Source organism: Streptomyces sp. NPDC049687, assembly GCF_044465285.1.
Taxonomy (GTDB): Bacteria; Actinomycetota; Actinomycetes; order Streptomycetales; family Streptomycetaceae; genus Streptomyces.
The window spans coordinates 148,529-174,765 of record NZ_JBITLN010000003.1 but is presented as its reverse complement, the minus strand read 5'-3'; the positions used below and the strand labels follow the sequence as shown (position 1 = coordinate 174,765).

Annotated in this window: 21 protein-coding genes and 2 pseudogenes; 11 read left to right on the top strand and 12 right to left on the bottom strand. The window is 69.1% G+C overall.

All coding sequences use genetic code 11. The annotated features are described in order from the left end of the window. Window positions 1-10: 10 nt before the first annotated feature. The 4 genes from ACIBVL_RS10760 to ACIBVL_RS10745 are packed head-to-tail and all read right to left on the bottom strand — an operon-like array spanning window position 11 to window position 5,454. Entirely contained in the window at window positions 11-1,165 is a 1,155-nt protein-coding gene (locus ACIBVL_RS10760; RefSeq protein WP_399095288.1) for an acyl-CoA dehydrogenase family protein, read from the bottom strand. Next, window positions 1,158-2,021: an SDR family oxidoreductase gene (locus tag ACIBVL_RS10755; protein ID WP_399095285.1), complete on the bottom strand. Its 864-nt coding sequence runs from the start codon at window positions 2,019-2,021 to the stop codon at window positions 1,158-1,160. Before ACIBVL_RS10755 ends, ACIBVL_RS10760 begins: the two co-directional genes overlap by 8 nt. Beyond that, window positions 2,018-4,192: a 3-hydroxyacyl-CoA dehydrogenase NAD-binding domain-containing protein gene (locus ACIBVL_RS10750; protein WP_399095282.1), complete on the bottom strand. Its 2,175-nt coding sequence runs from the start codon at window positions 4,190-4,192 to the stop codon at window positions 2,018-2,020. The genes ACIBVL_RS10755 and ACIBVL_RS10750 overlap by 4 nt, the downstream gene beginning before the upstream one ends. Before the next feature lie 29 nt (window positions 4,193-4,221). After that, window positions 4,222-5,454, bottom strand: coding sequence for an acetyl-CoA C-acetyltransferase (locus ACIBVL_RS10745; RefSeq protein WP_399095279.1), 1,233 nt, complete (start codon window positions 5,452-5,454; stop codon window positions 4,222-4,224). Between the two features lie 137 nt (window positions 5,455-5,591). Here ACIBVL_RS10745 and ACIBVL_RS10740 point away from each other — a divergent pair, with 137 nt between their 5' ends. The 6 genes from ACIBVL_RS10740 to ACIBVL_RS10715 all read left to right on the top strand — a co-directional run bounded on the left by ACIBVL_RS10740 (window position 5,592) and on the right by ACIBVL_RS10715 (window position 12,635). Continuing rightward, complete coding sequence (locus ACIBVL_RS10740) at window positions 5,592-6,797, top strand: TetR/AcrR family transcriptional regulator (protein ID WP_399095276.1); 1,206 nt, start codon at window positions 5,592-5,594, stop codon at window positions 6,795-6,797. Between the two features lie 748 nt (window positions 6,798-7,545). After that, complete coding sequence (locus ACIBVL_RS10735) at window positions 7,546-9,168, top strand: class I adenylate-forming enzyme family protein (RefSeq protein WP_399095273.1); 1,623 nt, start codon at window positions 7,546-7,548, stop codon at window positions 9,166-9,168. Window positions 9,169-9,203: 35 nt separating this feature from the next. After that, entirely contained in the window at window positions 9,204-9,965 is a 762-nt protein-coding gene (locus tag ACIBVL_RS10730; RefSeq protein ID WP_399095270.1) for an enoyl-CoA hydratase/isomerase family protein, read from the top strand. A 134-nt stretch (window positions 9,966-10,099) separates the two neighbouring features. After that, on the top strand, window positions 10,100-10,876 hold the full coding sequence (locus ACIBVL_RS10725; RefSeq protein ID WP_399095267.1) for a PaaI family thioesterase: 777 nt from the start codon (window positions 10,100-10,102) through the stop codon (window positions 10,874-10,876). 28 nt (window positions 10,877-10,904) lie between these two features. Then, window positions 10,905-11,693, top strand: a complete 789-nt coding sequence (locus ACIBVL_RS10720; RefSeq protein ID WP_399095264.1) for an enoyl-CoA hydratase/isomerase family protein — start codon at window positions 10,905-10,907, stop codon at window positions 11,691-11,693. Between the two features lie 39 nt (window positions 11,694-11,732). Next, window positions 11,733-12,635, top strand: coding sequence for an SDR family NAD(P)-dependent oxidoreductase (locus ACIBVL_RS10715; RefSeq protein WP_399095261.1), 903 nt, complete (start codon window positions 11,733-11,735; stop codon window positions 12,633-12,635). Between the two features lie 597 nt (window positions 12,636-13,232). Here ACIBVL_RS10715 and ACIBVL_RS10710 read toward each other — a convergent pair. The 3 genes from ACIBVL_RS10710 to ACIBVL_RS10700 form a co-directional block, all read right to left on the bottom strand. Next, a complete protein-coding gene (locus tag ACIBVL_RS10710) occupies window positions 13,233-14,705 on the bottom strand; it encodes an aldehyde dehydrogenase family protein (protein ID WP_399095258.1) in 1,473 nt (490 codons plus the stop codon). Window positions 14,706-14,833: 128 nt separating this feature from the next. Then, a complete protein-coding gene (locus ACIBVL_RS10705) occupies window positions 14,834-15,985 on the bottom strand; it encodes an oxygenase MpaB family protein (protein WP_399095255.1) in 1,152 nt (383 codons plus the stop codon). 349 nt (window positions 15,986-16,334) lie between these two features. After that, window positions 16,335-17,042, bottom strand: a complete 708-nt coding sequence (locus ACIBVL_RS10700) for a hypothetical protein (protein ID WP_399095252.1) — start codon at window positions 17,040-17,042, stop codon at window positions 16,335-16,337. Between the two features lie 589 nt (window positions 17,043-17,631). Between ACIBVL_RS10700 and ACIBVL_RS10695 the strand changes: the two genes are divergently transcribed. The 5 genes from ACIBVL_RS10695 (at window position 17,632) to ACIBVL_RS10675 (ending at window position 22,259) form a co-directional block, all read left to right on the top strand. Next, a complete protein-coding gene (locus ACIBVL_RS10695; protein ID WP_399095249.1) occupies window positions 17,632-18,723 on the top strand; it encodes an NAD(P)-dependent alcohol dehydrogenase in 1,092 nt (363 codons plus the stop codon). 258 nt (window positions 18,724-18,981) lie between these two features. After that, on the top strand, window positions 18,982-20,253 hold the full coding sequence (locus ACIBVL_RS10690) for a cytochrome P450 (RefSeq protein WP_399095246.1): 1,272 nt from the start codon (window positions 18,982-18,984) through the stop codon (window positions 20,251-20,253). A 79-nt stretch (window positions 20,254-20,332) separates the two neighbouring features. Continuing rightward, a complete protein-coding gene (locus ACIBVL_RS10685) occupies window positions 20,333-20,527 on the top strand; it encodes a ferredoxin (RefSeq protein ID WP_330266290.1) in 195 nt (64 codons plus the stop codon). Between the two features lie 53 nt (window positions 20,528-20,580). Then, window positions 20,581-21,777 carry an NAD(P)/FAD-dependent oxidoreductase gene (locus tag ACIBVL_RS10680; protein ID WP_399097174.1) on the top strand — a complete coding sequence of 399 codons (1,197 nt, stop codon included), beginning with the start codon at window positions 20,581-20,583 and terminating at the stop codon, window positions 21,775-21,777. 29 nt (window positions 21,778-21,806) lie between these two features. Continuing rightward, window positions 21,807-22,259, top strand: a complete 453-nt coding sequence (locus ACIBVL_RS10675) for an alcohol dehydrogenase catalytic domain-containing protein (protein ID WP_399095242.1) — start codon at window positions 21,807-21,809, stop codon at window positions 22,257-22,259. Between the two features lie 70 nt (window positions 22,260-22,329). On the opposite strand, the gene ACIBVL_RS10670 is transcribed toward ACIBVL_RS10675, so the two are convergent. The 5 genes and pseudogenes from ACIBVL_RS10670 to ACIBVL_RS10650 form a co-directional block, all read right to left on the bottom strand. Next, complete coding sequence (locus ACIBVL_RS10670) at window positions 22,330-22,800, bottom strand: Lrp/AsnC family transcriptional regulator (RefSeq protein ID WP_399095239.1); 471 nt, start codon at window positions 22,798-22,800, stop codon at window positions 22,330-22,332. A gap of 66 nt (window positions 22,801-22,866) precedes the next feature. Further along, window positions 22,867-23,608: pseudogene (locus tag ACIBVL_RS10665) on the bottom strand (transposase family protein). A gap of 256 nt (window positions 23,609-23,864) precedes the next feature. Next, window positions 23,865-24,353: a DUF2000 domain-containing protein gene (locus ACIBVL_RS10660; RefSeq protein WP_399095236.1), complete on the bottom strand. Its 489-nt coding sequence runs from the start codon at window positions 24,351-24,353 to the stop codon at window positions 23,865-23,867. Between the two features lie 7 nt (window positions 24,354-24,360). Continuing rightward, window positions 24,361-25,767: an MFS transporter gene (locus ACIBVL_RS10655; RefSeq protein ID WP_399095233.1), complete on the bottom strand. Its 1,407-nt coding sequence runs from the start codon at window positions 25,765-25,767 to the stop codon at window positions 24,361-24,363. A 199-nt stretch (window positions 25,768-25,966) separates the two neighbouring features. Continuing rightward, window positions 25,967-26,233: pseudogene (locus tag ACIBVL_RS10650) on the bottom strand (SDR family NAD(P)-dependent oxidoreductase); the annotation flags it as partial. Between the last annotated feature and the right edge of the window lie 4 nt (window positions 26,234-26,237).

Here is a 26,237-nt window from a genome sequence, read left to right as displayed (position 1 = left end):
ATCGGCGTCCTCACAGGCCCATGTCGCGGCCGATGATCTCCTTCATGATCTCGGTCGTGCCGCCGTAGATGGTCTGGATGCGGGCGTCGGCGAACGCGCGGCTGACGGGGTACTCGCGCATGTAGCCGTAGCCTCCGTGCAGTTGGAGGCAGCGGTCGGCCACGCGGACCTGTAGTTCGGTGCACCACCACTTGGCCTTGGCGGCCTGGACGGGTGTCAGCCGTGCCTGGGCGTGGAGGGCGACACAGTGGTCCACGAAGACGCGGGCGATGTCGACCTCGGTGTGGAGTTCCGCGAGCAGGAAGCGGTTGTGCTGGAAGCTTCCGATCTTCTGTCCGAAGGCGTGGCGTTCGGTGACGTACTCCATGGTGCGGGCCAGCACGCCCTCCGCGGCGGAGACAGCCGTGACGGCCAGGGAGAGCCGCTCCTGTGGGAGGTTGCGCATGAGCTGGAAGAAGCCCTCGCCCTCCGCGCCGAGCCGGTTCGTCACCGGGACCTGTACGTCGGTGAAGTGCAGTTCGCTGGTGTCCTGGCCGTGCAGTCCGAGCTTTTCCAGGTTGCGTCCCCGCTCGAAGCCGGGCATGTCGCTCTCTACGACGAACAGCGTGAGGCCACGATGCCGGTCCTCGGAGGTGCGGGCCGCCACGACGACCAGGTCGGCGTTCTGGCCGTTGGAGATGAACGTCTTGGAGCCGTTGAGGACGTAGGTGTCCTTGTCGCGCACGGCGCGCGTCGCGATGCCGGACAGGTCGCTGCCGGTGCCCGGTTCCGTCATCGCGATGGCCCCGATGAGTTCGCCCGACGTCATCCCGGGCAGCCATCGGCTCTGCTGCTCCTCGTCGGTCAGCTCCAGGAGGTAGGGGCCGACCACGTCGTTCTGCAGGGCGAGTCCGAGGCCGGCCGAGGCGTGGCCGGCGCGGCCGAACTCCTCGTCCAGGACTGCGTTGAAGCGCCAGTCGTCGATGCCCGCCCCGCCGTGTTCCTGCGGGGTGGCGAACAGCAGGAGGCCTGCCTCACCGGCCTTGCGGAACAGGGAGCGGTCGACGATGCCGCGTTGCTCCCATTCCTCGTCGTACGGGGCGACTTCCGCCTTGATGAACGACTGCACGGTCTGCCGGAACAGCTCGTGATCCTCGTCGTACACCGTGCGGGTGGCGTCAGGCATGTTCGCCTCCGGGCAGGAACAGGTCGGGCTTGAGGTCGGCTTCGGCGGCGTCGCCGTAGCGGTAGGCGCTGAAGTCGGTGATCCCCTCGTCGCGCAGTACGTCGTCGTCGATGAGGCAGTGGCCCGTGCGGTCGGCCGCCTTGCGGGAGAGGACGGCGTGGGCGGCGTCGGCCATGATCTCGGGGCGGCGGGACACGGCCATCGCGGCGTCGCCGCCGACGATGTTCTGCACCGCCGCGGTGGCGATGGTGGTGCGGGGCCACAGACAGTTCGCGGCCAGCGGCTGGGGGTGGTGCTGTCCGGCCAGGCCGAGGGTCAGCATGGTCATGGCGTACTTGCTGATCGTGTAGGGAGCGTGCTGGTGCAGCCACACGGGGTCGGGGTTCAGGGGCGGGGACAGGGTCAGCACATGCGGGTTGTCCGACTTGTACAGGTGCGGCAGGGCGGCGCTGATCAGGGTGAACGTGCCGCGGGCGTTGATGTCGAGCATGAGGTCGTAGCGCTTGAGCGGGAGTTTCCCGATCGGCGCCAGGGCGATGGCCGAGGCGTTGTTGACCACGACGTCGATGCCCCCGAAGGCGGCGACGGCCTGCTCGACGGCCGCGGTGACGTCCTCCTCGCGGCGTACGTCGCCGACGACGGCGAGCCCCTTGCCGCCGGCGGCCTCGATCTCGGCCACGGCGGTGTGGACCGTGCCGGGCAGCCGGGGGTCGGGCTTGTCGGTCTTGGCCAGCAGGACGACGTTCGCGCCGTCCCGGGCGGCCCGGGTGGCGATGGCCAGTCCGATGCCGCGGCTGCCGCCGGACATGAGGATCGTGCGGCCTGCCAGCGGACGGGCCTGGTCTGCGGTGGTCATCGGTAGTCCTCTCCGTTCTGCGCCTTGCGGACGAGTGAGTCCGGCGGCGCGAAGCGGTCGCCGTACTGATGGGTGAGTTCCAGTGCCCTGCTCACGAACCCGCGCACGCCGCCGGCGTACTGGTTGACGTACTGCAGGACACCGCCGGTCCAGGCGGGGAAGCCGATGCCGAGGATCGAGCCGACGTTCGCGTCCGCGACCGAGCGGAGCACGCCTTCGTCGAGGCAACGGATCGTGTCGAGGGCTTCCGCGAAGAGCATGCGCTCCTGCATGTCGATCAGCGGGATCGTGGTGTTCGTACCGCCGAAGGCGTCCTTCAGCCCGGGCCACAGGCCGGTCTTGCGGCCGTCGGCGTAGTCGTAGAAACCGGCGCCCGCGGCCCTTCCCCTGCGGTCGAACGTGTCGATCATCCGGTCGATCACCGGCGCCGCCGGGTGGGCGGGCCTCTCGCTTCCCGCCGCGCGGTGACCGGCGGCCGTCTCCTCGCGGATCTTGCGCAGCAGGGTCAGGGTCAGCTCGTCCACGAGCGCGAGCGCGCCGACGGGGTAGCCGGCCTGGGTGGCCGCCTGTTCGATGGACGCCGCCGGCACGCCCTCACCGAGCAGTGCGACGGCCTCGTTGACGAACTCCAGGATGACGCGGCTGGTGAAAAAGCCCCTGCTGTCGTTGACGACGATGGGCGTCTTGCCGATCTGCCGCGCGATGTCGACGGCCTTGGCCAGGGTGGCGTCGCTGGTCTTCTCGCCGACGACGATCTCCAGCAACGCCATCTTGTCGACCGGGGAGAAGAAGTGCAGCCCGATGAAGTCCTCCGCCCTGGGGGCGCTTTCGGCCAGGCCGGTGATGGGCAGGGTCGAGGTGTTCGACGCCAGCACCGCGTCCGGGCCCAGATGGGCGGCCGCCTCCTCGATGACCTTCCGCTTCAGCCCCGGATCCTCGAACACCGCCTCGATGAGCAGGTCGGCACCGGCGGCGTCGCCCGGGTCGTCGGTGGGACGGATGCGGGCCAGGATCGCCTCCCGCTGCTCGGGAGTGGTGCTGCCCCGCTCGACGGCCTTGTCCAGGATCTTGGCGCTGTAGCCCTTGCCGCGTTCGGCGGCCTCCAGCGAGACGTCCTTGAGGACGACCTCCAGACCGGCCGTCGCAGCGACGTGGGCGATGCCGGCGCCCATCATGCCCGCCCCGAGGACGACCAGCTTTCGTGCCTGGTACGGCGGGTAGCCCTCCGGCCGGCTGGCACCCCGGTTGATCGCCTGCATGTCGAAGAACATCGACTGGATGATGTTCGCGGAGATCTGTCCACAGATCAGCTCCGCGCAGTAGCGCGACTCGATGGCCATCGCGTCGTCGATGTCCACCTGGGCGCCCTCGACCGCCGCGGCGAGCAGGTTGCGGGCGGCGGGGGCGGGGGCGCCGTGGGTCTGCTTGCGCAGGACGGCCGGCAGCGAGGGCAGGATGGCCGCCAGTTCCTTGCTGTCCGGGGTGCCTCCGGGGATCTGATGGCCCGGCCGGTCCCAGGGCTGAGCGGGTTCGGGGTTCGCGGCGATCCACGTGCGGGCGGCTGCCGCCAACTGCTCGGGTCCGGTGACGAGTTCGTCGACCAGCCCCGCCTCGAGAGCGGCCTGGGGGCGGAACTTCCGGCCCGGGAGCAGGATCTGCTGGAGGGCCGTGCGCACGCCGAACATGCGGACCGTGCGGGTGGTTCCGCCGCCGCCGGGCAGCAGGCCCAGGGTGACCTCGGGCAGGCCGACGCTCACGTGGGGCCGGTCGACGGCGATCCGGTGGTGGCAGGCGAGCGCGATCTCGTAGCCACCGCCGAGAGCCGCGCCCTGAAGCGCGGCGACGACCGGCCGCCCCAGCGTCTCCAGGCGTCGCAGGGCTTCCTTGACCCCGTCGAGCATGGCGGTCACGTCGGCGAGGTCGTCCGTGGTGCAGCGCATCATCATGCCGAGGTCGCCGCCGGCGAAGAAGGTCTTCTTGGCCGACGTGATGACGACTCCGGTGATGGCCTCGCGCTCGGCGTGCAGGTGGTCGACCAGGGCGGGGAGCTCGCGGATGAACCGGTCGTTCATGGTGTTGGCCGACTGGCCGGGATCATCCATGGTGACGGTGACTATGCCGTCCGCGTCACGTTCCCAGCGGAACATGGAGTGGTCGTACTGCGTGGTCATGTGTGCCTCCGTGGGCTGGTGAGGGGGCGTCACAGACGCTCGATGAGGGTGGCGACGCCCATGCCGCCGCCGATGCACAGAGTGACGACGGCGCGACGGGCCTGACGTCGTTCGAGTTCGTCGAGCGCGGTGCCCACCAACATCGCTCCGGTCGCGCCCAGCGGGTGTCCCATCGCGATGGCGCCGCCGTTGACGTTCACCTTCTCCATCGGGATCGCCAAATCCTTGGCGTACTTGAGCGGTACCGCCGCGAACGCCTCGTTGATCTCGAAGAGGTCGATGTCCTCGACGGTCAGGCCTGTGCGGTCGAGGAGTTTGCGGGTCGCCGGGATGGGGCCGGTCAGCATGATCGTCGAATCGGCGCCCGAGGTGGCGGTGGCGACGACGCGTCCGCGGGCGGTCAGTCCGCACCGCTCGCCGACGTGCTCGTCGCCGATCAGCACCAGGGCCGCGCCGTCGACGATGCCCGAGGAGTTGCCGGCGTGGTGCACATGCTCGATCCGCTCGACCCAGTGGTAGCGCTGGAGAGCCACGGCGTCGAAGCCGGCTTGGGTGCCGAGCTTCGCGAAGGACGGTGTGAGCGGGGCGAGCGATGCGGCGGTCGTGTCCGGTCGCATGTGCTCGTCGTGGTCAAGGACCGGGATGCCGTTGCGATCGTGCACCGGCACGACGGACTTCGTGAAGTAACCGCCGGACCAGGCGGCCGCGGCGAGACGCTGCGAGCGCTCCGCGTAGGAGTCGACGGTCTCGCGGGTGAAGCCCTCGATCGTGGCGATCAGGTCCGCGCTCACGCCCTGCGGGATGAAGGACGTCGCGAAGTTCGTCTCGGGATCGTTCATCCAGGCGCCGCCGTCGGCGCCCAGAGGCACCCGCGACATCGATTCGACGCCGCCGGCGATCACCAGGTTGTCCCATCCGGAACGCACCTTCTGCGCCGCGGTGTTCACGGCTTCCAGTCCGGACCCGCAGAAGCGGTTGAGCTGAAGTCCGGACACGGTGTCGGGCAGACCGGCCGCGAGCGCCGCCGTACGGGGCAGGACCGAGCCCTGGTCGCCGACGGGCGAGACGATGCCCAGGACCAGGTCGTCCACGGCGGCGGGATCAAGGCGTGGATGGCGTGCCTGCAGTTCCTGGACGAGTCCCACGACCAGCGACACGGGCTTGATCGTGTGGAGGGACCCGGACCGTTTACCCCGGCCTCGCGGGGTGCGGATGGCGTCGTAGATGAACGCTTCCGGCGACGACGGTGTGCGGGAGGACATACCTGGGCTTCCTTCCAGGAGTGGGAGCAGGTTGTCCCCGGGACCGTAGCTTAGTTAATATTCACTAAACAAGACCCTGATGTGTTTTCGTTTCGGGTCCGGCGAATCACGCGGGCAAGGCGATGGGAAGATGAGCTGTGGCTAGAGCGACGACACGAAGTGGTCAGCGCGCACCCCGACTCGGAGCGGAGGAGCGTAGAAGGCAGCTGGCGGAGACCGCGGCGCGGCGGTTCTACCACCATGGCTTCCACGCGGTCGCCCTCGCCGACGTGGCGACCGAGGTCGGAGTCACGGCCCCTGCCGTCTACCGGCACTTCCGGAACAAGAACGCTCTGCTCGCGGGCGCCATCGACAGTGGGCTCGACGTGGCGGACGCGGCTCTCGACGGCGCCGGGCAGTCGCTCGACGACATCCTCTTCCGCCTGGCGGGCGCCGCCCTCGACCGGCGTGATTTGTGGGTTCTGTTGCAGCGGGAGAAGCGGCATCTCGGTGGTGAGGAGCGGGCGGCGATCGACGCCAGGTTCGCCCGCTTCACCCTGCGGTTCTCCGAGCAGCTGAGGCGCGCTCGCCCCGACGTCGACCTCGGCCAGAGCAAGTTGCTCGTCACGGCCGCGCTGGCGACGCTGGCGAGCGCCTCGGTCAGCGGCGTACATCTGCCCCGCACCGAACATCAGCGCGTTCTCGCCGCCGCCGCGATCGCCGCCGCCCACACGCGACTGCCGACGGGGGAGGACGGCCAAGCAGGGCTGCCCGCCAAGCCCCGCCGCCCGCAGGACGCTCGGTCACGTGCCGAAGAGCTGCTGGAAACGGCGATCGAGCTCTTTCACGAGCACGGCTACACGGGGGTGAGTCTCGACGACATCGGTGCGGCGGTGGGCCTGTCGGGGCCCAGCATCTACTACCACTTCGAGACGAAGTCCGAGATCCTCGTGACGGCCTTCGCCCAGGCCGCGCACGGACTCGCCGCGCATGAGGGGGACGGAGGGGCGGGGGTCCCGCTCGGGGATCTGGTACGTGACTACATCCGCGCCGGCGTCCAGCAGCGCCACCTTTTCGGCGTCTACGTGACCGAGGCGATCAACCTCCCGCGGGAGGCCGCGGACAGGATCGGCGCCGAGCTGGACGCGAACGTCGAGGCGTGGACGGCCGCACTGCGGCTGCTGCGTGCCGACCTGTCCACCGGCGAGGATCGCGCACTGGTCTACGCGGCACGAGGAGTCGTCAATGACGTGGTCCGCGTCGGAGACCTGCACGGGCGACGGCAGATAGAGAGCGAGCTCGGCGCACTCCTGCGCGCGGTGCTTGAAGCGGATCCGGCCCGGATCGCGCCTGACGAGGTCTGACTCAGGCCTTCGGCGGATTCCGGTTGGCGGACGCGGACGCGGACGCGGCGTAAGGCCAAGCCGGGGCGGGGATTGGAGTAGGTGCCGGCCCAGCCTCCCGGTGAAGTCCCTCATGACCGATGGCGCGTGCCCGCGCCGTGGAGCATCGCGAAGAGTGGGTCGGGCCGCCGCCCCGGCACAGACCCGCAGGACCGGACGCCGACGGGTGATCGTTCTGATCCGTACCGATGCTTCGACCAACGCAGACCCGTTGTCCGCCGGGTCGAAGACCTCATCGGCGTCAGTGAGGACATCGGCTTCCTGTGCGCCGCCCACACGGCGCGGTTCAACTGGATTGACGGGCGGGCGAGTCCGCCTGACAGGCGAGTGGCTTCGGCGGTAGGACTGCCTCCGAACCCCGACCATCGCCCTCGGTCCGGCTGCCGCGGGGCCGTCCGGGCGAGGGCACCGGGCAAAGCAGCCTGCCGCGCCGAGACCTTCCTCGGGGGCAAACAGCCACCCGATGGTCGACCCGGAGACCTTGCTTAGTGAATATTAACTAGGTAAGTTTCAGCGCAACGAGTCAGCCACGTACCCATGGCGAGTCGCCAGCCCTCCGCGCAGGGCGCCTCTGCTCCTCTCTTCTCGTCAGGACCTGACAACTGACAGCCAGCCGTTCAGCGATCTTCCGCTGAACGTCCCTCCACACGGGTCTCTGGCCCCGCCCGTTAGCCGCACGGGGCCCCGCACATCCGAAGGGAGCACCTCGATGACGACGGTGTCCGACCTGGCCACGGCCTACCGGCATGCCGGTTACCGGGCGATCGGCTTGTGGACCGAAGACCGGATCGGTGATCTGCTCTCCGCGCAGGCGAAGCGGTTTCCGGACAGGGAGCTGTTCTCCTTCGAGGGACGGAGCCTGACCTACCGGGAGTTCGACCTCTGGACCACGACGGTGGCCACCGATCTCGTCCGCCGCGGTGTCCGCCGGGGCGACCGGGTTCTCGTGCAACTGCCCAACTGCCTCGAAGCCCTGGTCCTCCAGGTCGCGGCATTCCGGATCGGCGCGATCGACGTCCCCGTGGTGCCGATCTACCGCGAGCACGAGATGCGCCGCATCCTGGCCGACTGCCGCCCCAGCGCGGTGGCCGCCGCGGCCGAACTCGGCAAGCGGCGGCCGACCGAGGAACTCGACGGCCTGCTCGCCGAGCTCGGCCTCTCCCCGGCCGTGCGCTACGTGGTGGGCGGCCATCCGGACGGCTGGGCGCAGGTGCCCGACGCCTCGGGCGAGGCCGGGCCGCTGCCCGAGCCGCTCGCGGCGGAGGAACCCGCTCTGCTGCTGTACACGTCGGGGACGACGTCGCTGCCCAAGGGCGCACTGCTCTCCAGCCGCGCGCTGTTCGCACACATGCGGAACTTCCAGGAGGTGCTCGGCGCCGACGAACACACCGTGACGCTCACCCCGACGCCGCTCTCCCATCTCGGCGGCTTCCTGGCGGCTGTGATCTTCCCGGCCTTCCTCGGCGGGCGGTCCGTGATCACACGAGGCTGGCAGCCCGACGAGGCCCTCGGGCTGATCGAGCAGCACCGGGTCTCGCTCATGATGGGGGCCACCGTGTTCGTCTCCGACCTCGTGGAGCGCTACGAGCGAGACCTGTCACCGGACTACCGCCTGCCGACGTACGCCTGTTCCGGTGCCGCGATCCCGCCGTCCCTCGTCGACCGTGCCGGAAACGTCGGCGTCGCGGTGGTCCGGGCCTACGGCATGACGGAGACGGCTGGTGTGTGCGCCGCCGCCTCCGCGGACGACTCGCTCGCCCGGCGCCGGGAGTGGGACGGACGGATGCAGCGGGGCATGGAGATCCAGGCCGTCGACGCCGACCGGCGGCCGGTGCCGCCGGGAACCGTCGGTGAGCTGCGGATCCGGGGACCGCAACTGCTGTCCGGCTACACCGACCCCGACCTGACAAAGGCACAGATCGACGGCGAAGGCTGGTTCTACCCCGGCGACGTGGGCGAGGTCGACCCCTCCGGCTGGGTGCGGATGACAGGCCGCGTCAAGGACATCATCAACCGCGGCGGCGAGAAGTTCTCCACGATGGACATAGAGCTCGCCCTCGCATCGCACCCCGACGTCGAGGCGGCGGCGGTCACCGCCGTGCCCGACGCGCGCATGGGCGAGGGCGTGGGCGCCTGGATCGTCCTGAGACCGGGAGCCGTCTGGCACGGTCCCCAGGCGCTGATCGCACACCTCGAGACGCAGAAGCTGGCCAGACAGAAGATCCCCACGCACTGGCAAGTGATCCCCGAAATCCCCCGGACCGCCACCGGCAAGGTCCAGAAACACCACCTCACCGACCTCGGCGAGCGTCTTCCGCACGAAGAGAACTGACCGTTAGGAAACTCCCCGGAGAAAGGGAACCGCACATGACCACGTTCGAAAACATCACCTCCGTCGTCAAGGACGGAGTCGGGACCATCACCTTCGACCGGCTCGACCGCCGCAACGCGCTGAGCGTCGAGCTGATGACGGAGATGAGCGACCAGCTGGACGCGTGGGCGTACGACGACGAGGTCGCCGCCGTGGTCCTGACCGGCGGCGAGGACATCTTCTGCGCCGGCCTGGACCTGGACCTGCAGTCCGGGTTCACCGAGGAGACCCGCGCGGTCTACTCCGAGGCCTGCCTGCGCGCGTACGGCACCCTGCTGAACTACCGCAAGCCCACCATCGCCGCGGTCGGCGGCCCGGCGCTGGGCGGCGGCTGTGACATCGCCGTCTTCACCGACATCCGGATCGGCAGTGAGAACGCCCTCTTCGGATACCCGCAGATCAAGTTCGGCCTCACCCCCTATTTCTCCCCCCTCTGGAGGATCGTCGGACTGAGCCAGGCGAAGCTGCTGACCTTCTCCGGCGACCGGATCGACGCGAACGAGGCGCTGAGGATCGGCCTCATCGACCGGCTGGCGCCCGAGGGCCAGGTCGTCGCGCAGGCGAGCGACCTCGCCGCCTCCATCGCGGGGACGACCGTCAAGTCGGCCGTCAACAACAAGGAGATGGCCCGGACCTCGCCGGGACTCGACCCGGTCAGCGCCCTCACCTACGAGACCCTCGCCTACCGCGAGGTGATCTGGCACCCCGACATCGTGGGCCGTATCAACGACGCCTACAGCAAGATCAGGAACAAGTAGCGGACGGCCGGCGGCACATCCACCCGAGGAGCCCGATGTCCTTGTTCCTGCCCCGACCAAATGCCCCCAGCGCCCTCACTCCCCGGGAGCACACGCGGCTGGACGACGCACCCCACGCCTGCACCCCGGGTGCGGTGGAAAGACGCTTCGGCGTCCTGGGGTGTCGCGTCCAGGGCAGCTTTCTGCGAACGGTGATGCGCACCGGCCCGTGGATGGACGGCTCCGACGGACATCAGGCAGGAGCTCTGGCGGTGCTCCTCGACCACTCGATGGCCGAGACCATCTACAACGCGGCAGGACCGGGACGCTGGTCGCTCACCACCCGGCTGGCGTACGACATCGTTGCCCCGGCACCGTGGCGGACCGCTGCGCTGTACGCCACGTCCTGGGTACCGCGAAGTGATCGGAGCGGTGGCTTCGCCCAGTGCGAGGTGACGGACGAGCGAGGCGAGCTCGTGGCGGTGGGCTCCACCTGGGTCCAGAACGTCGCGGCTTCCGGCCCACTGCACCCGGCGGCTGCGGATGCCGCGACGGAGGACGCCGTCGGCAGCGGCGCCGCCAACTTCACCGACCACCTCGGCGCCCGACTGACCGTGGCCGGCGAGGACACCCGGGCCGAACTTCCCCGGACCGAGCCGTGGAACAACGGATACGGAACGCTCCACGGCGGCATCTGGGCGGGGCTGGCGGAGCTGGCGGGATCGGCCGCGCTCGCCCACCACGGGAGCGACCTGCGAACGGCGACGGTCAGCGTCTCCTACCTGCGGCGGACCGACAGGACATCGGTAGCCGCGGTGGCACGGCCGGTGCACCTCGGCCAGTCGTTCGGCGTGGTCGAGGTGACGGGAACCGACAACTCCGGGCGGCGGTGCGTCAGCGCGACCGTGACAGGACGGCAGCACGCCCGGTGATCCGGCCCCGCACCTGAAGGAGCAGAGGATGACCACCAGACACATCAGCGTCGACGGCGGCGGCGCGATCCGCCGTATCGCACTGAACCGGCCCGCCCGTCACAATGCGCAGACCCCTTTGATGTGGGCCGAACTGGCGGAAGCCGGAGCGGAACTGGCGGCGGACCCGCAGGTGCGGTGCGTCGTCGTCAGCGGTACCGGCGAGTCGTTCAGCTCGGGCATCGATCTCGACGAGATGCGCGGACCGGCCGGCTTTCTCCAGCGGCTCGCCGCCCATCCCGAAGGCGACCCCGACCCGATGCTGCCGTCCATCGCCAAGGCCCAGGAGGCGTTCCGCTGGATGGAGCGGGCTCCGTTCCTCGTGATCGCCGCAGTGACCGGGGTCGCCTTCGGCGCCGGTTGCCAGCTCGCCCTCGCGTGCGATGTACGCATCGTCGCGCACACGGCACGGTTCGCTCTGCGCGAGGTGCGGTACGGACTGATACCCGACATGGGGGCCACGGTCTCGCTGCCGAGGACGGTGGGCCGGGAACGCGCGCTGGACCTGATCCTCACGGGCCGGGAGTTCACGGGAGCGCAGGCGGTGGAGATGGGGCTCGCCCTGAGCTCGCACCCGGACGCGGACGTGGCAACCGCCGCGAGCGCGTACGCCGCAGAGATCGCGCGCGTACCGCGATCCGGCATCGCCCACACCAAGGCGGCGCTGTCCGAGCCGGATCCCGACCGAAGCCTGCAGCTGGCCGCCCGCGGCCAAGCCGCCTGTGTCCGGCAGGCGGACCTTCCGCGATCCGCAGGAGACAGTCCTCGGACCCCATGATGACGCCGACGGGTCACCACCTCTCCGCAGGGAGCCAACATGACAGACGAGCCGGGACCGCTGGATTTCCGTGATCTGGCGGTGGTCGTCACCGGAGCCGGATCCGGTCTCGGCCGACAGTACGCACTGGATTTCGCAGCAGCAGGAGCCCGGGTCGTGGTACACGCACGCCGGGCGGCGGCAGCCGAGGAGCTGACGGACCGCATTCGGGCGGACGGCGGCACGGCCACTGCCGTGGTGGCCGACGCCCGGGACGGGGCGGCGATCGTCACCGCGGCCGTCGACGCATACGGCCGGATCGACGCCCTGGTGGTGAACGCCGGCCATGTGCGCGATCACACGTTCCAGCGGATGACCAAGGAGGAATGGACCGACGTCGTCGACGTACACCTGGGCGGCGCCTACGAGGTCACGGCGGCTGCCTGGCCGCACATGGTGCGGCGGCAGCGCGGGAGCATCGTCCTGACGACGTCGGGCGCGGGCCTGCACGGCAACTTCGGCCAGGCGAACTACGCCGCCGCCAAAGCCGGCCTCATCGGCTTCGCCAAGACCCTGGCGGCCGAGGGGCAGCGGCACGGTGTACGGGTCAACGCGGTCGCCCCGATGGCGCACACCGGTATGACGGACGGTGTCTTCGACGACGAGCTGCGCGCCCGCCTTTCCGCCGCACAGGTGTCACCCTTCGTCCTGGCGCTGGCGCATCCGGCCTGCACCAGGTCCGGCGCCGTCGTGGAGACCGGCGGCGGCTGGGCTGCGGAAGTGCGTTGGCAGCGGTCGGCCGGCGTGCGCTTCACAGCCGCAGAGCTGACTCCCGCCGCCGTGCTCGAACGCTGGCCCGATCTGGCCGACTTCACCACAGGGGCCGACTGGCCCAGCAGTACCGCTGACTCCCTCGCCGCCGCGCGCACACGCCCTGTCACCGATCGGCGAACCGGCCGGTGATCGCGGAGCCGGGCCGCCGGACCGACACGAAGACCGCCACCTGATACTGGAGAAGAGCTGAGGGAGACTCCGCGGATTCCTCAAGGAGCCGGTCAGGACCTCCTCTCTACGGTGCCGGGTACCCGTTCCGCCGTGGAGGCGGGCACAGGGCGCCCGGCCATGTCGCTTTCCTGGCGCTGCGGTCGGCAGGACGCACAGAGCTGCCAGTCGTCGCGTCGCCCGCCTCGGCAGACGATTACCGGAGCACGGAGTGGGTGGAGAACGCGAGGGACGGCCTCGCGGGCGTCGCGGCACTCGTTGTCGATGCCCGCGAAAAGACGCCGGCTCGGCACCCGAGCAACACGCAGCCACGCCTACGGCATGCTCGCAGCACCGACCGAAGGGGTCGTGGCCTCTTCCTCGTCGCTCAGCTGACCAGCGGACGGGGCTGCCGCTACGGAGAACGAGGCAAGACCATCCGGCCAAGCCGCCCCTCGTGGCTTCGCCCCACCGTTGAGTGCCATGCCATGCCCTACGCCGGGGCCGCGATGCTCCGGGTGCTGTCCGTCGTAGGGGAAACGGGCTGGTGGGCGGCCAAGGATACAGCCGCCCACCGGCTCACAGGCCGAGCCGGGCTCGGATGTCGGCCGCAGCTCCACTGATCGCCTGATCGATCCCGAACTTCACTGCGGGGTCGAGGAGCGGAGCGCCGACGATACTGTCGGTGGTGCCGCTGGGGCCTGGCTGGGCGGCCACCGGCCGGCGGTGGCTGAACTCGTCGAATCCCGCCTTGCCGGTGTAGGCGCCGGTGCCGGAGTTGCCGACTCCGCCGAAGGGCGCGTCGACGGAGTGGTGGAGCAGGCCGTCGTTGCGGGTGACACCGCCGGAGGTGGTGCGCTGCAGGAAGCGTTGGAAGTCCTCGCCGTCCTCGCCGTACCAGTAGGCGGCCAGCGGCGACGGCCGGTCGGCTATGTAGGAGATCGGCTCGGCGACATCGTCGTAGACATGGATCGTCAGGACGGGTCCGAAGACCTCCTCGCGTTCGATCTGCGCCTCGGCGGGGACGTCGAGCAGGAGCGTCGGCGGAATGAAGCGGTCCGCACGGGACGGTTCCTCCGCGATGGGCGTGATCCTCCGGGCGCCCTTCTCGACGGCGTCCTCGATCAGGCCCAGCACGCGGTCGAAATTGCGTTCGTTGACGAGGGGCACGGCGGCAGGATTGTCGGTGTACGTGGGGAAGAGCCCGGCGAGTTCGGCCTGGAGCGCGGCGGTGAACTCCTCCGCGGCGCTGCGGGGCACGAAGACGTAGTCGGGGCAGAGGCAGACCTGGCCGCCGTTGAGCATGCGGGTGGTGGCGATGCGGTGCGCGGCCAGCTGCAGGTCGGCGTCGGGGGCGACGACGACGGGGTTCTTCCCGCCCAGCTCCAGCGTGACGGGCACGAGGTTCGCGCCGGCGGCCGCGGCGACCAGCTTGCCGACGGCCGGCGACCCAGTGAAGATGATCTTGTCGAGGTGCAGGTCGGCGAACTCCCGCGCGGTCTCGACGTCGCCGCACACGACGGCGACCTCGTCCTCGCGCAGGTACTTGGCGACGGCCCGGGCGAAGACCTCACCGGTGCGGAGGTGCACGTCGGTGAACTTCATGATGACGCGGTTGCCGGCGGCCAGTGCGTCCAGCGCGGGATGGACGGCCAGGCCGATGGGGAAGTTCCAGGCGGTGACGACCCCGACGACGCCGAGCGGCTTGTGCTGGACGAAAGCGGGGACGGGGCCGTCGACCGGGGTCGGCTTCATCCACTCGCCGAGGTTGTCGCGCAGGTGTGCCGCCTCCTCGATCAGGACGAGAAGCTCGGTGGCCTTGGTCAGGGTGGCCGGTCGCCGCCCGTAGTCCTCGGCCAGCGCGTCGGCGATCTCGTCGGCGGCGTCGAGTACGGCGAGCAGCAGCCGGTCGACGCGATGGCGGCGAACGTCCGCGCTGGGGTCGCCCTCAGCCCGGAAGGCGGCGCGCTGCAGGGCGACAAGCCGGTCCAGTTCCTTGCGGTCCACGTGGGTCGGCGCGGGGGGTGGGGAGGCGTGAGTGAGAGAGGACATGCGGGTACTCCTCGGATCGTTGACTGACACGGGGTCTCGATGCGGCCCCCGAGGGGCGTGCGGTGCCCGAGAGGGCGGCCTGCGCAGGGCGGTGCAGCGAAAGGACCGCCCCCGGCTCGGCAGGCCGGTCAGGCGGAGGCGGGCGCTCCCGCACTGTTCGCGCCTGCGACGAGCTGGTCCATGGCGCGTCGCGCGAGCGTCTGCTCGTGCAGGCGGCGGGCGGACTGCAGCAGCCGGATGCTGTCCGGGCCCCACATGCGGCGCAGGATGTAGCGCTCGTAGGGGCCCTGCTGCATCAGCCAGGCGATCGGGAGGAAGAGCTTCGCGGCACGGACGGCGGCCTTGTCCTTGCGCGGGCTGAGCCCCATCGACCGGCGCATCCTGGCCGGGAGGGTGCCCATGACGGGCAGCTCGATCAGCGTGGTCTGCAGCAGGTACGGGACGAGCGCGCGCACCTGTGAGATGTGGAAGTTCTTCTTCACCGCCTCTTTGGACAGCTTGGTCCAGTCCTCGCCGGTGTCCGGCAGGTTGTTCACCGTCGTGGTGGGCTCGAAGAGGTCGGCGTACTTCTCGTACAGGGCCCCCAGCTCGGCCATGTTCGCGGGGATGTCCTCCTCGGCCGCCCCGACGAGCCTCAGGTACGCCCCGGTCTCGGCGACGAACTGGTCGCGCTGCTCGGGGGAGAGACGGTGCGGGAACTTTCCGTCGCGGAAGGCGAACGCCTCGTACACACGCAGCATGGGGTGCATCTCCGTCAGCGCCGCCCACATGGCGTCCCGCGGCTCGCTCGCGGCGTAGCCGCCGAGCTCGGGCCGGGCGGTGTCGATGACGTCGCCGGCCACCCTCTTGTGGATGTTGTGGAGGTGCTTGTACATCAGCTTGGCGGTCTTGGAGTCACCGAGCCACATCGGGGCGTGCATGCCGGAGTTGCGCGAGAGCCGGTCGAACACGTCCAGCATGTTCAACGTCCCCTCCCGCGCCTTGCGGGAGACCGGATCGCGGTCCCGCAGGCCGGCGACGATCGGGTTGTAGCCCTTCGTCTGCACCGCGCCCTGAACGGCGTTGAGGAAGACGACGGTGGCCGGGTGGAGGAGGACCTCCCAGACCACGCTGCCCGGGCCGAAGATGCCGTAGTCCGGCGTGCCGTCCTCGTTGAGCGACTCACCTGCCGCGGTCGGCTCGCCGAAGCGCCGCCAGCGCCTCTCCGTGCCGAGCAGGTCCTCTCTGGTGATCTTCACTTTTCCCGTCTGGCTGCCGTGACCTGCGGCGGCAGTGCTCATCTCGAACTCCTTCATTCGGCACCACTTGAGTTCCCGCCCGGGAACTCAAGTCGCCAGCAAGCTATGCTCGGGGGTGCGCCGCGTCAACCCCTGCGAGGGCTTGAAGGTAAAAGGCCGTGAACATCACAGAACGGACATAGTTGTCCGGTGATCGGGAGGACTCGCGGGTGGCCGACCGCGGCGGCCCTCGCCTTCGCGGGCCCCGTGCCCCCGCCGAGCGGCAAACCTGCCCGCAGTCCGCACGGCGGCCTGAGGACGACTTTTCGGCGGACCCGTGACGCCTCGCCGGTGCGCTGACCCTGAGGGCGGGCCAGGGGCCGCGCTTGTGGTTCTTCGGTCGGGGCCGCCGTCAGTCGCGCGCCGGACCGGGGGTGTTCCGACCGTGCAGCAGGACAGCCTCGATGCCGCCGAGGAGGATCTCGACGCTCATCTCGAGCTGTTTCCGGTCGTACGTGTCGATGGACAGGTCGACCATCCGCGCGAAGTTCTCGAACTCCCGCTCGTGCCCGCTGAGCGCCTCGCGTGCCATGAGTCGCCGGGGGCGCTCGCCGCTCCGTGACACGAAGACGACGTCCTGCGCGTACGCCATGCAGACGTTGGTCAGCAGGGCCAGCACCCGCAGGGCGGACTCGTCGTCGAAGCCCGCCTCCGTCAGCTTCTTCGCGACGGCCTCGGTCGGTACGCCGAGCTTCGCGAGGAGCGCGTGGTCGAGGCGCAGGTGTTCGGCGAGCGCGTCCGTGGCGATCACGTTGTCCGCGAAGCCCAGGGCGTAGACGCGGCACGCTTCCTGCCATGAGCAGTCGGCCGGGATGTCGATGTCCGAGGAGTTCTCCGAGAACGCGTCCAGAGCCATCAGCTTCAGGAGGGTTTCGCGGTCGGTGGCGTGGTGTCGTACGGCCTTGCGGTCGACTCCGAGCTTGTCGGCGACGGCCTGCACGGTCAGCGTCTCCGTGTCGAGGGAGCGGGCCGCGTCGATGATGCGCCGCAGGTCGAGCCCGGCCCTGCGGCCGACGGGGCGCCGCCCCCCGGCGGACTGTGTCCGATCTGCGGCAACCACGACTTTCGCTCTCCTCTGCACGGGGGCTTGACCGGCCGTACCGGCGAGCTTAGCTTGCTCCCAGACAAATTCCCGACCGGGAACTTGTCTGGGAGGGAGTGCACGACGGAGTTCGCGGAAGATGAGCACCCGGCCACCGCAGGCCGGGGCGGCACGAAGATCGACCGGGCGGCGGCCGGGGACGGCAGCGACATCGCCCACCCAGAACTGGGCGGTACCCGGCCAACGAGCCCCGCGAGGCGATGTGTGTCGTGCTCACCGAGATGCTGCGCGCTTACGAGCCTTCGCCTTCTGGGGCGGGAAGAGGCCGCACCACCTCCCCGGCCGGCGCGACCAGCTCGTCCTGAGGCGGCCGCATACCTGCGCCTCGTCGGGGCGACCGAGGAAGCCGCAACGGCAGGCACTCGCCGAGCGCACTCCCGCCCCGGCCGCCGACCGGTCGCGAACAGCCTCATCCGCAATGTGAACAGCCTCACCCACGTCGACGCCGCCCGACCACACAAGGCCCCGAGCTGCCACATCGACACCCGACCGCCTCGATCTCGCGTTTCTCGCGCCACCCGCGCCCCTGCCCGAAAGGCTCACCGACATGACAACGACCCGAGCGGCTGTGCTGCGCTCCGCTGACAAAGAGCACGTCATCGAAGAGATCACCCTCGCCGACCTCCGCCCTGACGAGGTGCTGGTGAAGATCGCCGGGACCGGGATGTGCCACACCGACATGATGGCGCGTGACCCCGCCCTCGGGGCGTCGCTCACGCCCATGGTGCTCGGCCACGAGGGCAGCGGGGTCGTGACGGCCGTCGGCTCCGCGGTGACCGCCGTACACCCCGGCGACCATGTGCTGCTGAGCTTCGCGTCCTGCGGTGCCTGCCGAGAGTGTCTCAAGGGCGCTCCCGCGTACTGCGAGAACTTCGACGCCCTCAACGTCTCCGGTCGCTACCCCGATGGCAGCACGGGCGCGACCGACGCGCAGGGTCGGCCGGTCCCCAACCGGTGGTTCGGCCAGTCCTCCTTCGCCGAGCATGCCATCGCCGCCGAGCGCGACGTCGTGGTCGTCGACAAGGATCTCCCCCTGGAACTGCTCGGCCCACTGGGCTGCGGCATCCAGACCGGCGCGGGTGCCGTACTCAACGAGATGCGGCTCGCACCGGGCCAGTCCCTCGCCGTCTTCGGGGCGGGCGCCGTCGGACTGGCCGCCGTGATGGCGGCGAAGCTCGCCGGGGCGAGCGACATCGTCGTGGTGGACCTCAACGAGTCCCGGCTCGACCTGGCGAAGGAGCTGGGAGCCACCCGCACAGTGCTGGGAGGCGGGGAAGGCGTTGTCGAGCAGGTCATCGACGCCGGCCCGGGCATGGACTTCAGCCTGGAGACGACCGCCGTCGGCAAGGTCATCACCGACGCCGTCGCGGTCCTCGCGCGGCGTGGCACCGCGGTGCTGGTCGGTGTGGGCACCGGACTGCTGTCGGTGCCGCCGCCGCAGCTCGCGGGCCGTAAGGTCACCTTCGTCCTGGAGGGCGGTGCGGTTCCCAGGGTGTTCCTCCCGCAGCTGATCCGTTTCTGGCGGGAAGGCCGGTTCCCGTTCGACCGGCTCGTCCGCACGTATCCGCTCGCGGAGATCAACGCCGCGGAGGCCGACTCGTTGTCAGGTAGGACGATCAAGCCGGTTCTCATCCCCTGAACCCCGTCAATCCGTCCGCGATCCGACGGGCTCGCCGGTGTCCCTTCCCGCACGGGCCGCAGCAGATTCCCCCAGCAAGCCCTCCTCATCGGGGCACCCGCCTTCCCTGCTTAGTGAATATTTACTAAGGTGGTGGGACTCCCCCTCCCCCCGCTCTGACGGATCGTCGGTCTGAGCCAGGCGGAAGCTGTTTCCCGCATCACAGCGCCCACAGCAAGAGCAAGAGCAAGTTGTCGCCGGAATTCGGAGCTGTCAAAGATGACAATGCCGTTCGCCACCGAACACCCCTTTACGACGGACCAGGACATCTCGAGCACGGTCTTCTGGGACCAGCCATTCGCCGAGCGGGACAAGACCTTCGCCTGGCTGCGGGCCAACGCCCCCGTCAGCTGGCATCCGCCGCTCGAGAACCCGGCCCTTCCGGCCGATGTACACGGTGAGAAGGGCTTCTGGGCGGTGACACGCGCCGAGGAGATCCGCTACGTCAGCCAGAACCAGGACATCTTCAGCTCGGCCGTCGGCGGTGTCGAATTCCGCCCACGCGACCCGGCGTTGCCCATGCCGCCCAGCTTCCTGGAGATGGACCCGCCGGAGCACACCCGCTACCGGCAGATCATGAGCGCCGCGTTCACACCGAAGGCCGTGAAGCGACTGACGGCGCAGATCGAGGAACGGGCCGAGAAGATCGTCGGCGCGGTGGCGGGCGCTGGGGATTTCGACTTCGTGGAACGCGTGGCGGCGAAGCTGCCCATGCTGACGGTCGCAGACATGGTGGGTGTGCCGGAGAGCCTGACCGAGGAGTTCGCGCGCGCCGGCGACGACCTCATCTCGGCCATGGGCGGCGGTCCTCCCGAGGGCGCCAACCTGCTCGAGTACATGTTCCAGCAGATGACCGTGCTCCGGCAGATCGGTGTCGATCTCGTCGAGCACCGCCGGAAGCACCCTGCCGACGACATCGCGACGGCCCTCGCCGCCGCGCGGTTCGACGGCCGGCCGTTGAGCGAGGACGACATCCAGTCGCTGATGGTGCTGCTCAGCGTCGCGGGCAACGACACGACGAAGCAGACCACCTCATGGACGGCGTACAGCCTGGACCGGAACCCAGATCAACGGGCCTGGCTGGCCGAGGACTTCGACGGCCGCATCATGGCGTCGATCGAGGAGTTCGTCCGGCACGCGTCGCCGGTCGTCGAGTTCGCCCGCACCGCCACGCGGGACACCGAACTGGCCGGCCAGAAGATCACGGCCGGGGACAAGGTCGTGATCTTCTACTGCTCCGGCAACCGCGACGAGTCGGTGTTCCCCGACCCGCACCAGTTCGACCTGACCCGCCCTCGCAGCGCGCACGTCGGGTTCGGCGGCGGTGGTGTGCATTTCTGCCTCGGCAACGGCGTGGCCAAGGCCCAGCTTCGCGCGCTGTTCCGGCAGATCCTCACCAAGCTCCCCGACCTTCGGATCACAGGTGAGCCCGCACTGATGCGCAGCGAGTTCATCAACGGCGTCACCCACCTGCCCGCAAGCACCCGCTGAGCCCTGCCCGCGAGTTGCGCCCGCGCACCAGCGGAGCCAGGGAACCGCAGAGCCACACAGCCATACAGAGAGGACAGCCATGAAGATCCACGTCGACCGCGGGCGCTGCACCGGCATCGGTATCTGCGAGTCGGTCGCCCCCGACTTCTTCGAGGTAGGCGACGACGGCCGCCTCGTCCTGCACCGCGAGACGACCGACGAGAGCACCGCCGAGGACGTCACCGAGGCCGTCCGCGCCTGCCCCGCGCTCGCTCTGACCCTGGTGGAACAGTGACCTCAGGTGCCTTGACGTCGGGCGTTGCTGGCACAGGCGACGAGCCGGGCTTGGTGGTCGTCGGAGCGTCGCTCGCCGGCCTGCGCGCTGTCGAGGCCGCTCGCCGGGCGGGATACGGCGGCGCGATCACTCTCATCGGAGCCGAGCCGCATCTGCCGTACGACCGGCCGCCGTTGTCGAAGGCGTTCCTCACCGGCGACGCGGAGGCCACCTTCTACCTCGGCGAGGACATCCTGCGCAGGGACCTCTCGGTCGACCTGCGCCTGGGAGTCACCGCCCGCGCGCTGGACCCACAGGCCCGCACGGTGATCACTGATGCCGGGCCTGTGCCGTACGACAGGCTGCTCGTTGCCACCGGCGCGCACGCCAGGACGCTGGCCCACCTGCCGGCTTTGGACGGCGTGTGGACCCTGCGCACCCTGGACGACGCGACAGCCCTCCGAGCCTCGCTCCGGGGGGCGGCTGACGTGGTGGTCGTCGGGGCCGGCTTCATCGGGGCGGAGATCGCCTCTTCGGCGCGAGCGGGCGGTGCCCGGGTCACGATCGTGGAGGCAGCCGCCGTACCGCTCGTCCGCGCGGTGGGCGAGGTGGTCGGCCGCGTGCTCTCCACCCTGCACGAACGGCACGGCACACGCCTGCTCTGTGGCACGACGGTCGAGGAACTGATCGGGGACGGACACGTGAGCGGCGTCCGTCTGTCGACCGGCGAGGTCCTGCGCGCCGACGCCGTGGTCGTCGGCGTGGGCGCCACTCCGGCGGCACAGTGGCTGACGACTTCCGGCATCCTCCTCGACCCCCGCGACGGTGGCGTCGTCTGCGACGAGTACCTGGAGTCGTCCATCCCCGGCGTATACGCCGCAGGAGACGTCGCGCACTGGCCCAACGGACTGTTCGAGGGCGACGACACCATGCGCCTGGAGAACTGGACGAACGCCGCGTCGCAGGCCGCACGCGCCGCCGAGAACGCGGTACGGCCCGACCGGCGCCGGCCCTACGAGACCGTTCCCTACTTCTGGAGCGACTGGTACGGCCAGCGGATCCAGTTCGTGGGCACCGCCGACGCGGATGACGTGAGCGTCATCCGCGGCGGACCGGACGAGGACTCGGATCACCTCGTCGCCCTCTACCGACGTGGTGACCGACTCGTCGGCGCCGCGACCCTCAACGAACCCCGCAAGATCATGAAGTACCGGAGGTTCATCGCCGAGCGTGGCCTGTGGTCGGCCGCCGAATCCGCGGTCCCGGTCTGAAGGGGGTCCGAAACGGGAGCCCGCCGTCGATGTTCCCCACCCCTGCCCGAGAGGCGCTCACACCCATGGTGCTCGGCCACGAGGGGAGCGGGGTCGTGACAGCCGTCGGTTCCGCGGTGACCGGGGTACGCCGTGGCCGGGCCCGGCGGCCGTGCTACTTCCAGGTGAGACGGCGGCGTGCAAGTCGGCGAGGTGGCGCTGGGCGTGTCCTCGGGCAGGCCTTCGCGCGCAGTCCTCGAGGCAGTGCCGCGCGATCGGCCAGGAACAGTCCAGATCCCGGCCGGCCCGCACCACCGTGCGCCCGCCGTCACAGACCGGACCACCAAGGTCCTGGGACCCGCGGCGGGTGCCGCGGGAGCATCGCCTGCACCGCCTCCCGGGCCACCAGCCGCGAGTCCCGCCGTAGGAAGCAGTCCGCGACCTGCGCCATCACGTCCCCGAACGATCGCGGTGGCCGTTCCCATGCATGCGCCCACCCCTGACCTGCACAGACACATCACGATCAAGACTTAACAGCTGCCGTGGCGGATCGCCACCATCGCATCGGAAATGTCAGGCCTTCACGTTCTCTGCGGGTTCAATGACGGGAGTCCGCAAACATTCATAGACCAGGTTGGTCTGCACATCCGCAACCTCCGGTCGCTGCGTGAGCCGGTCGATCACAAACGAGTACAGATCATCACTGCTCGGCATGGCAACGTGAACCAGAAAGTCAGTACTGCCAGAGGTCACAAATACCCCAATTACTTCCGGAAGTTGCACAACCCACTCGCGGAACGTTTCGATCACACGTCGGGAGGGTGGCTTGATCTTCACAGAGATCAGGGCCTGCACGCCACGGCCGATCAGATCGAGATCGACAGCGGCGTGAAATCCTGTAATGACACCACGGTTACGCAGAGAGCGCACCCTCATGAGTGAGGTCGACGGGACGACATGAGTTGAATCGGCGAGTTCCCGGTTGGTCTTTCGGGCGTCCCGCTGCAGCTCCCGTAAGAGCGCTCGATCGAGCTTGTCGAGCACAGAAGTCCTCTTTCGTCGGTTAGTTGATTTTACCGTCGATCCTGGCTTCGAGTCATTGAACCCTTCTCATCCTGATCGCCAGGCGGTCTCAATGGCGTGAACAGCGGCGACGGTCCGGCTGATCCGGTTCGGGCTGCAGCAGGCCTTACGGAAGATCCGCCATTGCTTGAGGCGGGCGAAGGCTCGCTCGCCGGGTGCCCGCAGCTGTGCGTGGTCCCGGTTGAACTGGGCGTACTTCTCGGGGAGGCCACGGCCGTAGTAGGGGGTGTGGACTGTGGCGTCGGCTCCGCGGTACGCGCGGTCGGCCAGTACGAGGGTCTGCCTGGTCAGGCACGCTTGGATCACCGCGTGAGCGCGTGCGGCGGTGAGTCGTGGGTCCGGCCGGGCAGAGCGCGCGAATACCACAGCGCAGTGCCGTCCGGGCGGGCCAGGACCTGCACGTTCATCCCGTGATGGCGGCGCTTTTGCGAGTCGTACGGCTCGTCGGCGGCCACTCGGTCAGTCCTGCTCAGGGTGCCGTCCAGGATGAGGAACTCGTTCGGATCATGGTCGTGCAGCGCGTCCAGCAGGGTGGGAGCGTGGTCGGCCAGGACGTCGACGGCCTCGGTCGCATATCAGCCGGTCGTTGCGGTCGACACTCCGAACCCGGCCCCACCTGCTGTAACGTCTCGGTCTTTCGTAAGTGCACCAGGACGAGCAGAGCCTGTTGGAAGCGGCTCAGCCGTCGTCAGCGCGAGCGCCGTTCACGCCTTCGAGCGTAGATGAGCCAGGAGACGTACTCAACTATCTCGTGCGGCACATCGAGCATGGCTCGATACGGGACCAACAGAGCTCCTGCGGCCGGGCGTTGATGAGTGAGATCACCAACCGAACGACCAGGAGCCCTGCCACGTCACGAACCCCCACCAACCCTTCGCCATCAGCCCCGAATCTGAGGATGAGAAGGGTTCATTGACCTGACTCCGCTCACATGTGGCATTCGCCACGGATGCATCACCTCCCCCGTTTATTGCCCGAATGCGATAGGGGCCACAACCGCCCCCGGTTGTGGCCCCCTTGACAACTCAACGGAGCAAGGACAGCTTCCCCACCAGTTTGTCGATTCGTTTCCGAGGGCCGACGAGGCTGACCGCGTAATAGGCGAGCTCCTCAGCCGGCGTGCGGGCCAGCACTTCCAAGTACTCCGTGTAGACCGTGGCCTTCTGTGCAGAGTCCACCATGTCGGCGATGAAAATATTGCCGGAGGCAGCTGCCTTGGCCCGGATTTGCTGGATCTTCGTCGCATCCGCAGCAAGGACCGAACAACCGAGCCATGGAAGGCCGACGTGCGAGCCGCCCGACGCGTCGTCACCGCCGTCACCCAGCAGTCGAGGCATGGCGTTTCCGACAGCCGCGGCCATACAGGCCGTCGCGTTCGCGATGAGGCCAGGGTTGAGGGTCTCATCAACTACGACGACCCACTTGACCGCAGCGGAGCGGGTGGGCTGGTCGGGCTGGACATCCACTTCTTGGATGAATTCACCCGAAGGCCGTTGGACGGTTTCGACGGACACTGAGGTCTCATCCTTCCTGTTCGTTGGTGGTCCCGCGTCCGTGAGTGACCGTGGCAACGACCAGCGTCGCCATCAGCACAAGCAGGACCAGGCAGAGCAGAGCGCCCAAGTGAACGCCCACAGTGAAGTCGGCGCGCACACCCGTGAGCGCGCCGAGCAACGCGACACCCAGTACGCCGCCGAACTGGCGCGAGGAGTTCATCACGCCGCTCGCACGTCCGGACAGCATCGGGGCCACACCGGCCACGCCGCCCGCGACGATCGGTGGGAGCGTGAGGCCGGCGAACATCCCGAACCCGAGCATCGCGAGTGCCAACATCGTGTAGGAGCCCACGAACTGAACGATTACACAGGCCGCCATACCGCATGCGATGCCGGTCAGCAGTGTGGTGCGGCGCCCGAAGCGGGCTACGGCTCTGTTGGTCACCAGCACTGGCACAACGGCGGTGAGGACCGTCATGGGAAGGAACTCGATCCCGGCTCGGAGGGCGCCGCGGTGGAAGAAGTCCTGCAACAACAGCGAGAAGACGAATAGTTCACCGAAGAAGACGAATTGCCATAGCGTCACCATCACCACCGAGGACGTGTATCCAGCAGAGCGGAACAGCGCTGGTGGCACCATGGGGTGTCGCGAATGGCGCTCGACCATGATCATCCCTGCCGCGGCTCCGATCGCCGCTGCCGCTGGAACCCACATCCATGGCCTAGACCAGTCGAGCGAGGCACCCTCCACAAGCACCCAACAGGCCGCGCCGAACGCAACGACCGCGAGCAACTGGCCCGGCAGGTCGAAGCGAGCCTTCGTCGCCCGTGGGGTCGCGGGAACCGTGCGGCGGGCGACGAGCCATGTGCCCACCCCGATCGGGACGTTGATGACGAACACCGAGCGCCATCCGAACGTGTGCACAAGAATCCCGCCCAGTAGCGGACCCGACGCAGCAGCGACTCCACCGACGCTCGCCCAGGTGGCCACCGCCCGTGCCCGCTCGCGGGGCTCGATGTACAAATGAGGCAGGAGTGCCAGCACAGCCGGCAACATCAGCGCCGCCGCGAGACCCTGCAGCACCCGGAACACCACCAGCAGTGCCAGGCTCGGGGCGAGCCCGGCCAACAACGACGTGACCGTGAAGCCAATCAGTCCGAGCCCGAGCGTGCGCTCGTTGCCGATGCGGTCCCCGAAGATACCGCCGCTCAGGATGAGCGCCGCCAGCGCGATCGTGTACCCGTTGGCGACCCACTCGAGTTGGGTGAGCACGCCCCCGAATTCCCGCCCGAGCGTGGGGAGAGCCAGATTCACCACGGTCCCGTCGAAGAGCACCATGAAGTTCGCCATGCAGATGGCGGCGAAAGCCCATTTGCGTCGTCCGACGGTGAGACCAGTAGGGACCTGCCGGGACACCACGAGCCCACTCATCTTCCACTTCCCCTACGCGAGTTCACCGGCGAACATCGAATAAGTACAAGGAAAGCCTATTGAGCGCCGACCATTGATGCAGCCCTGAGAGTGGAAACGCGAACATAATTCGCCGCACCATCGGCTCGCTCCCTGCAATCCGAACAGAGACAGAGAAAACCCGGCCGCCACGCAACGAATGCGTGACGACCGGGGATGGTCACACAACAGGCAGAGCGCCGCCGTCCACGGGGAGCATCACTCCGGTGAGGTACGAAGCGGCGGGTGAGAGCAGGAAGGCGGCGACACGCCCGAACTCGTCAGGCTCGCCTGGCCGGCCAAGCGGTATGGCGGCCAAGGCCGCCTGTCTCGACGCAGGCGCGGAGACCGCGTCCAGGTACTTGAGGCGGTCGGTGGCAATGCGGCCTGGCAGCAGACCGTTGACCCTGATGCCGGCTGGACCGAGCTCGGTTGCCATGGTCTCGCTCAAA

Excerpts from the sequence above, each read along its gene's own strand:
- ACIBVL_RS10715 (WP_399095261.1), top strand. The coding sequence starts at position 11,733 with ATGACAGACGAGCCGGGACCGCTGGATTTCCGTGATCTGGCGGTGGTC.
- ACIBVL_RS10690 (WP_399095246.1), top strand. The coding sequence starts at position 18,982 with ATGACAATGCCGTTCGCCACCGAACACCCCTTTACGACGGACCAGGAC.
- ACIBVL_RS10655 (WP_399095233.1), bottom strand. The coding sequence starts at position 25,767 with ATGAGTGGGCTCGTGGTGTCCCGGCAGGTCCCTACTGGTCTCACCGTC.
- ACIBVL_RS10745 (WP_399095279.1), bottom strand. The coding sequence starts at position 5,454 with ATGTCCTCCCGCACACCGTCGTCGCCGGAAGCGTTCATCTACGACGCC.
- ACIBVL_RS10735 (WP_399095273.1), top strand. The coding sequence starts at position 7,546 with ATGACGACGGTGTCCGACCTGGCCACGGCCTACCGGCATGCCGGTTAC.
- ACIBVL_RS10685 (WP_330266290.1), top strand. The coding sequence starts at position 20,333 with ATGAAGATCCACGTCGACCGCGGGCGCTGCACCGGCATCGGTATCTGC.
- ACIBVL_RS10705 (WP_399095255.1), bottom strand. The coding sequence starts at position 15,985 with ATGAGCACTGCCGCCGCAGGTCACGGCAGCCAGACGGGAAAAGTGAAG.
- ACIBVL_RS10675 (WP_399095242.1), top strand. The coding sequence starts at position 21,807 with ATGTTCCCCACCCCTGCCCGAGAGGCGCTCACACCCATGGTGCTCGGC.
- ACIBVL_RS10760 (WP_399095288.1), bottom strand. The coding sequence starts at position 1,165 with ATGCCTGACGCCACCCGCACGGTGTACGACGAGGATCACGAGCTGTTC.
- ACIBVL_RS10730 (WP_399095270.1), top strand. The coding sequence starts at position 9,204 with ATGACCACGTTCGAAAACATCACCTCCGTCGTCAAGGACGGAGTCGGG.
- ACIBVL_RS10720 (WP_399095264.1), top strand. The coding sequence starts at position 10,905 with ATGACCACCAGACACATCAGCGTCGACGGCGGCGGCGCGATCCGCCGT.
- ACIBVL_RS10750 (WP_399095282.1), bottom strand. The coding sequence starts at position 4,192 with ATGACCACGCAGTACGACCACTCCATGTTCCGCTGGGAACGTGACGCG.
- ACIBVL_RS10695 (WP_399095249.1), top strand. The coding sequence starts at position 17,632 with ATGACAACGACCCGAGCGGCTGTGCTGCGCTCCGCTGACAAAGAGCAC.
- ACIBVL_RS10710 (WP_399095258.1), bottom strand. The coding sequence starts at position 14,705 with ATGTCCTCTCTCACTCACGCCTCCCCACCCCCCGCGCCGACCCACGTG.
- ACIBVL_RS10755 (WP_399095285.1), bottom strand. The coding sequence starts at position 2,021 with ATGACCACCGCAGACCAGGCCCGTCCGCTGGCAGGCCGCACGATCCTC.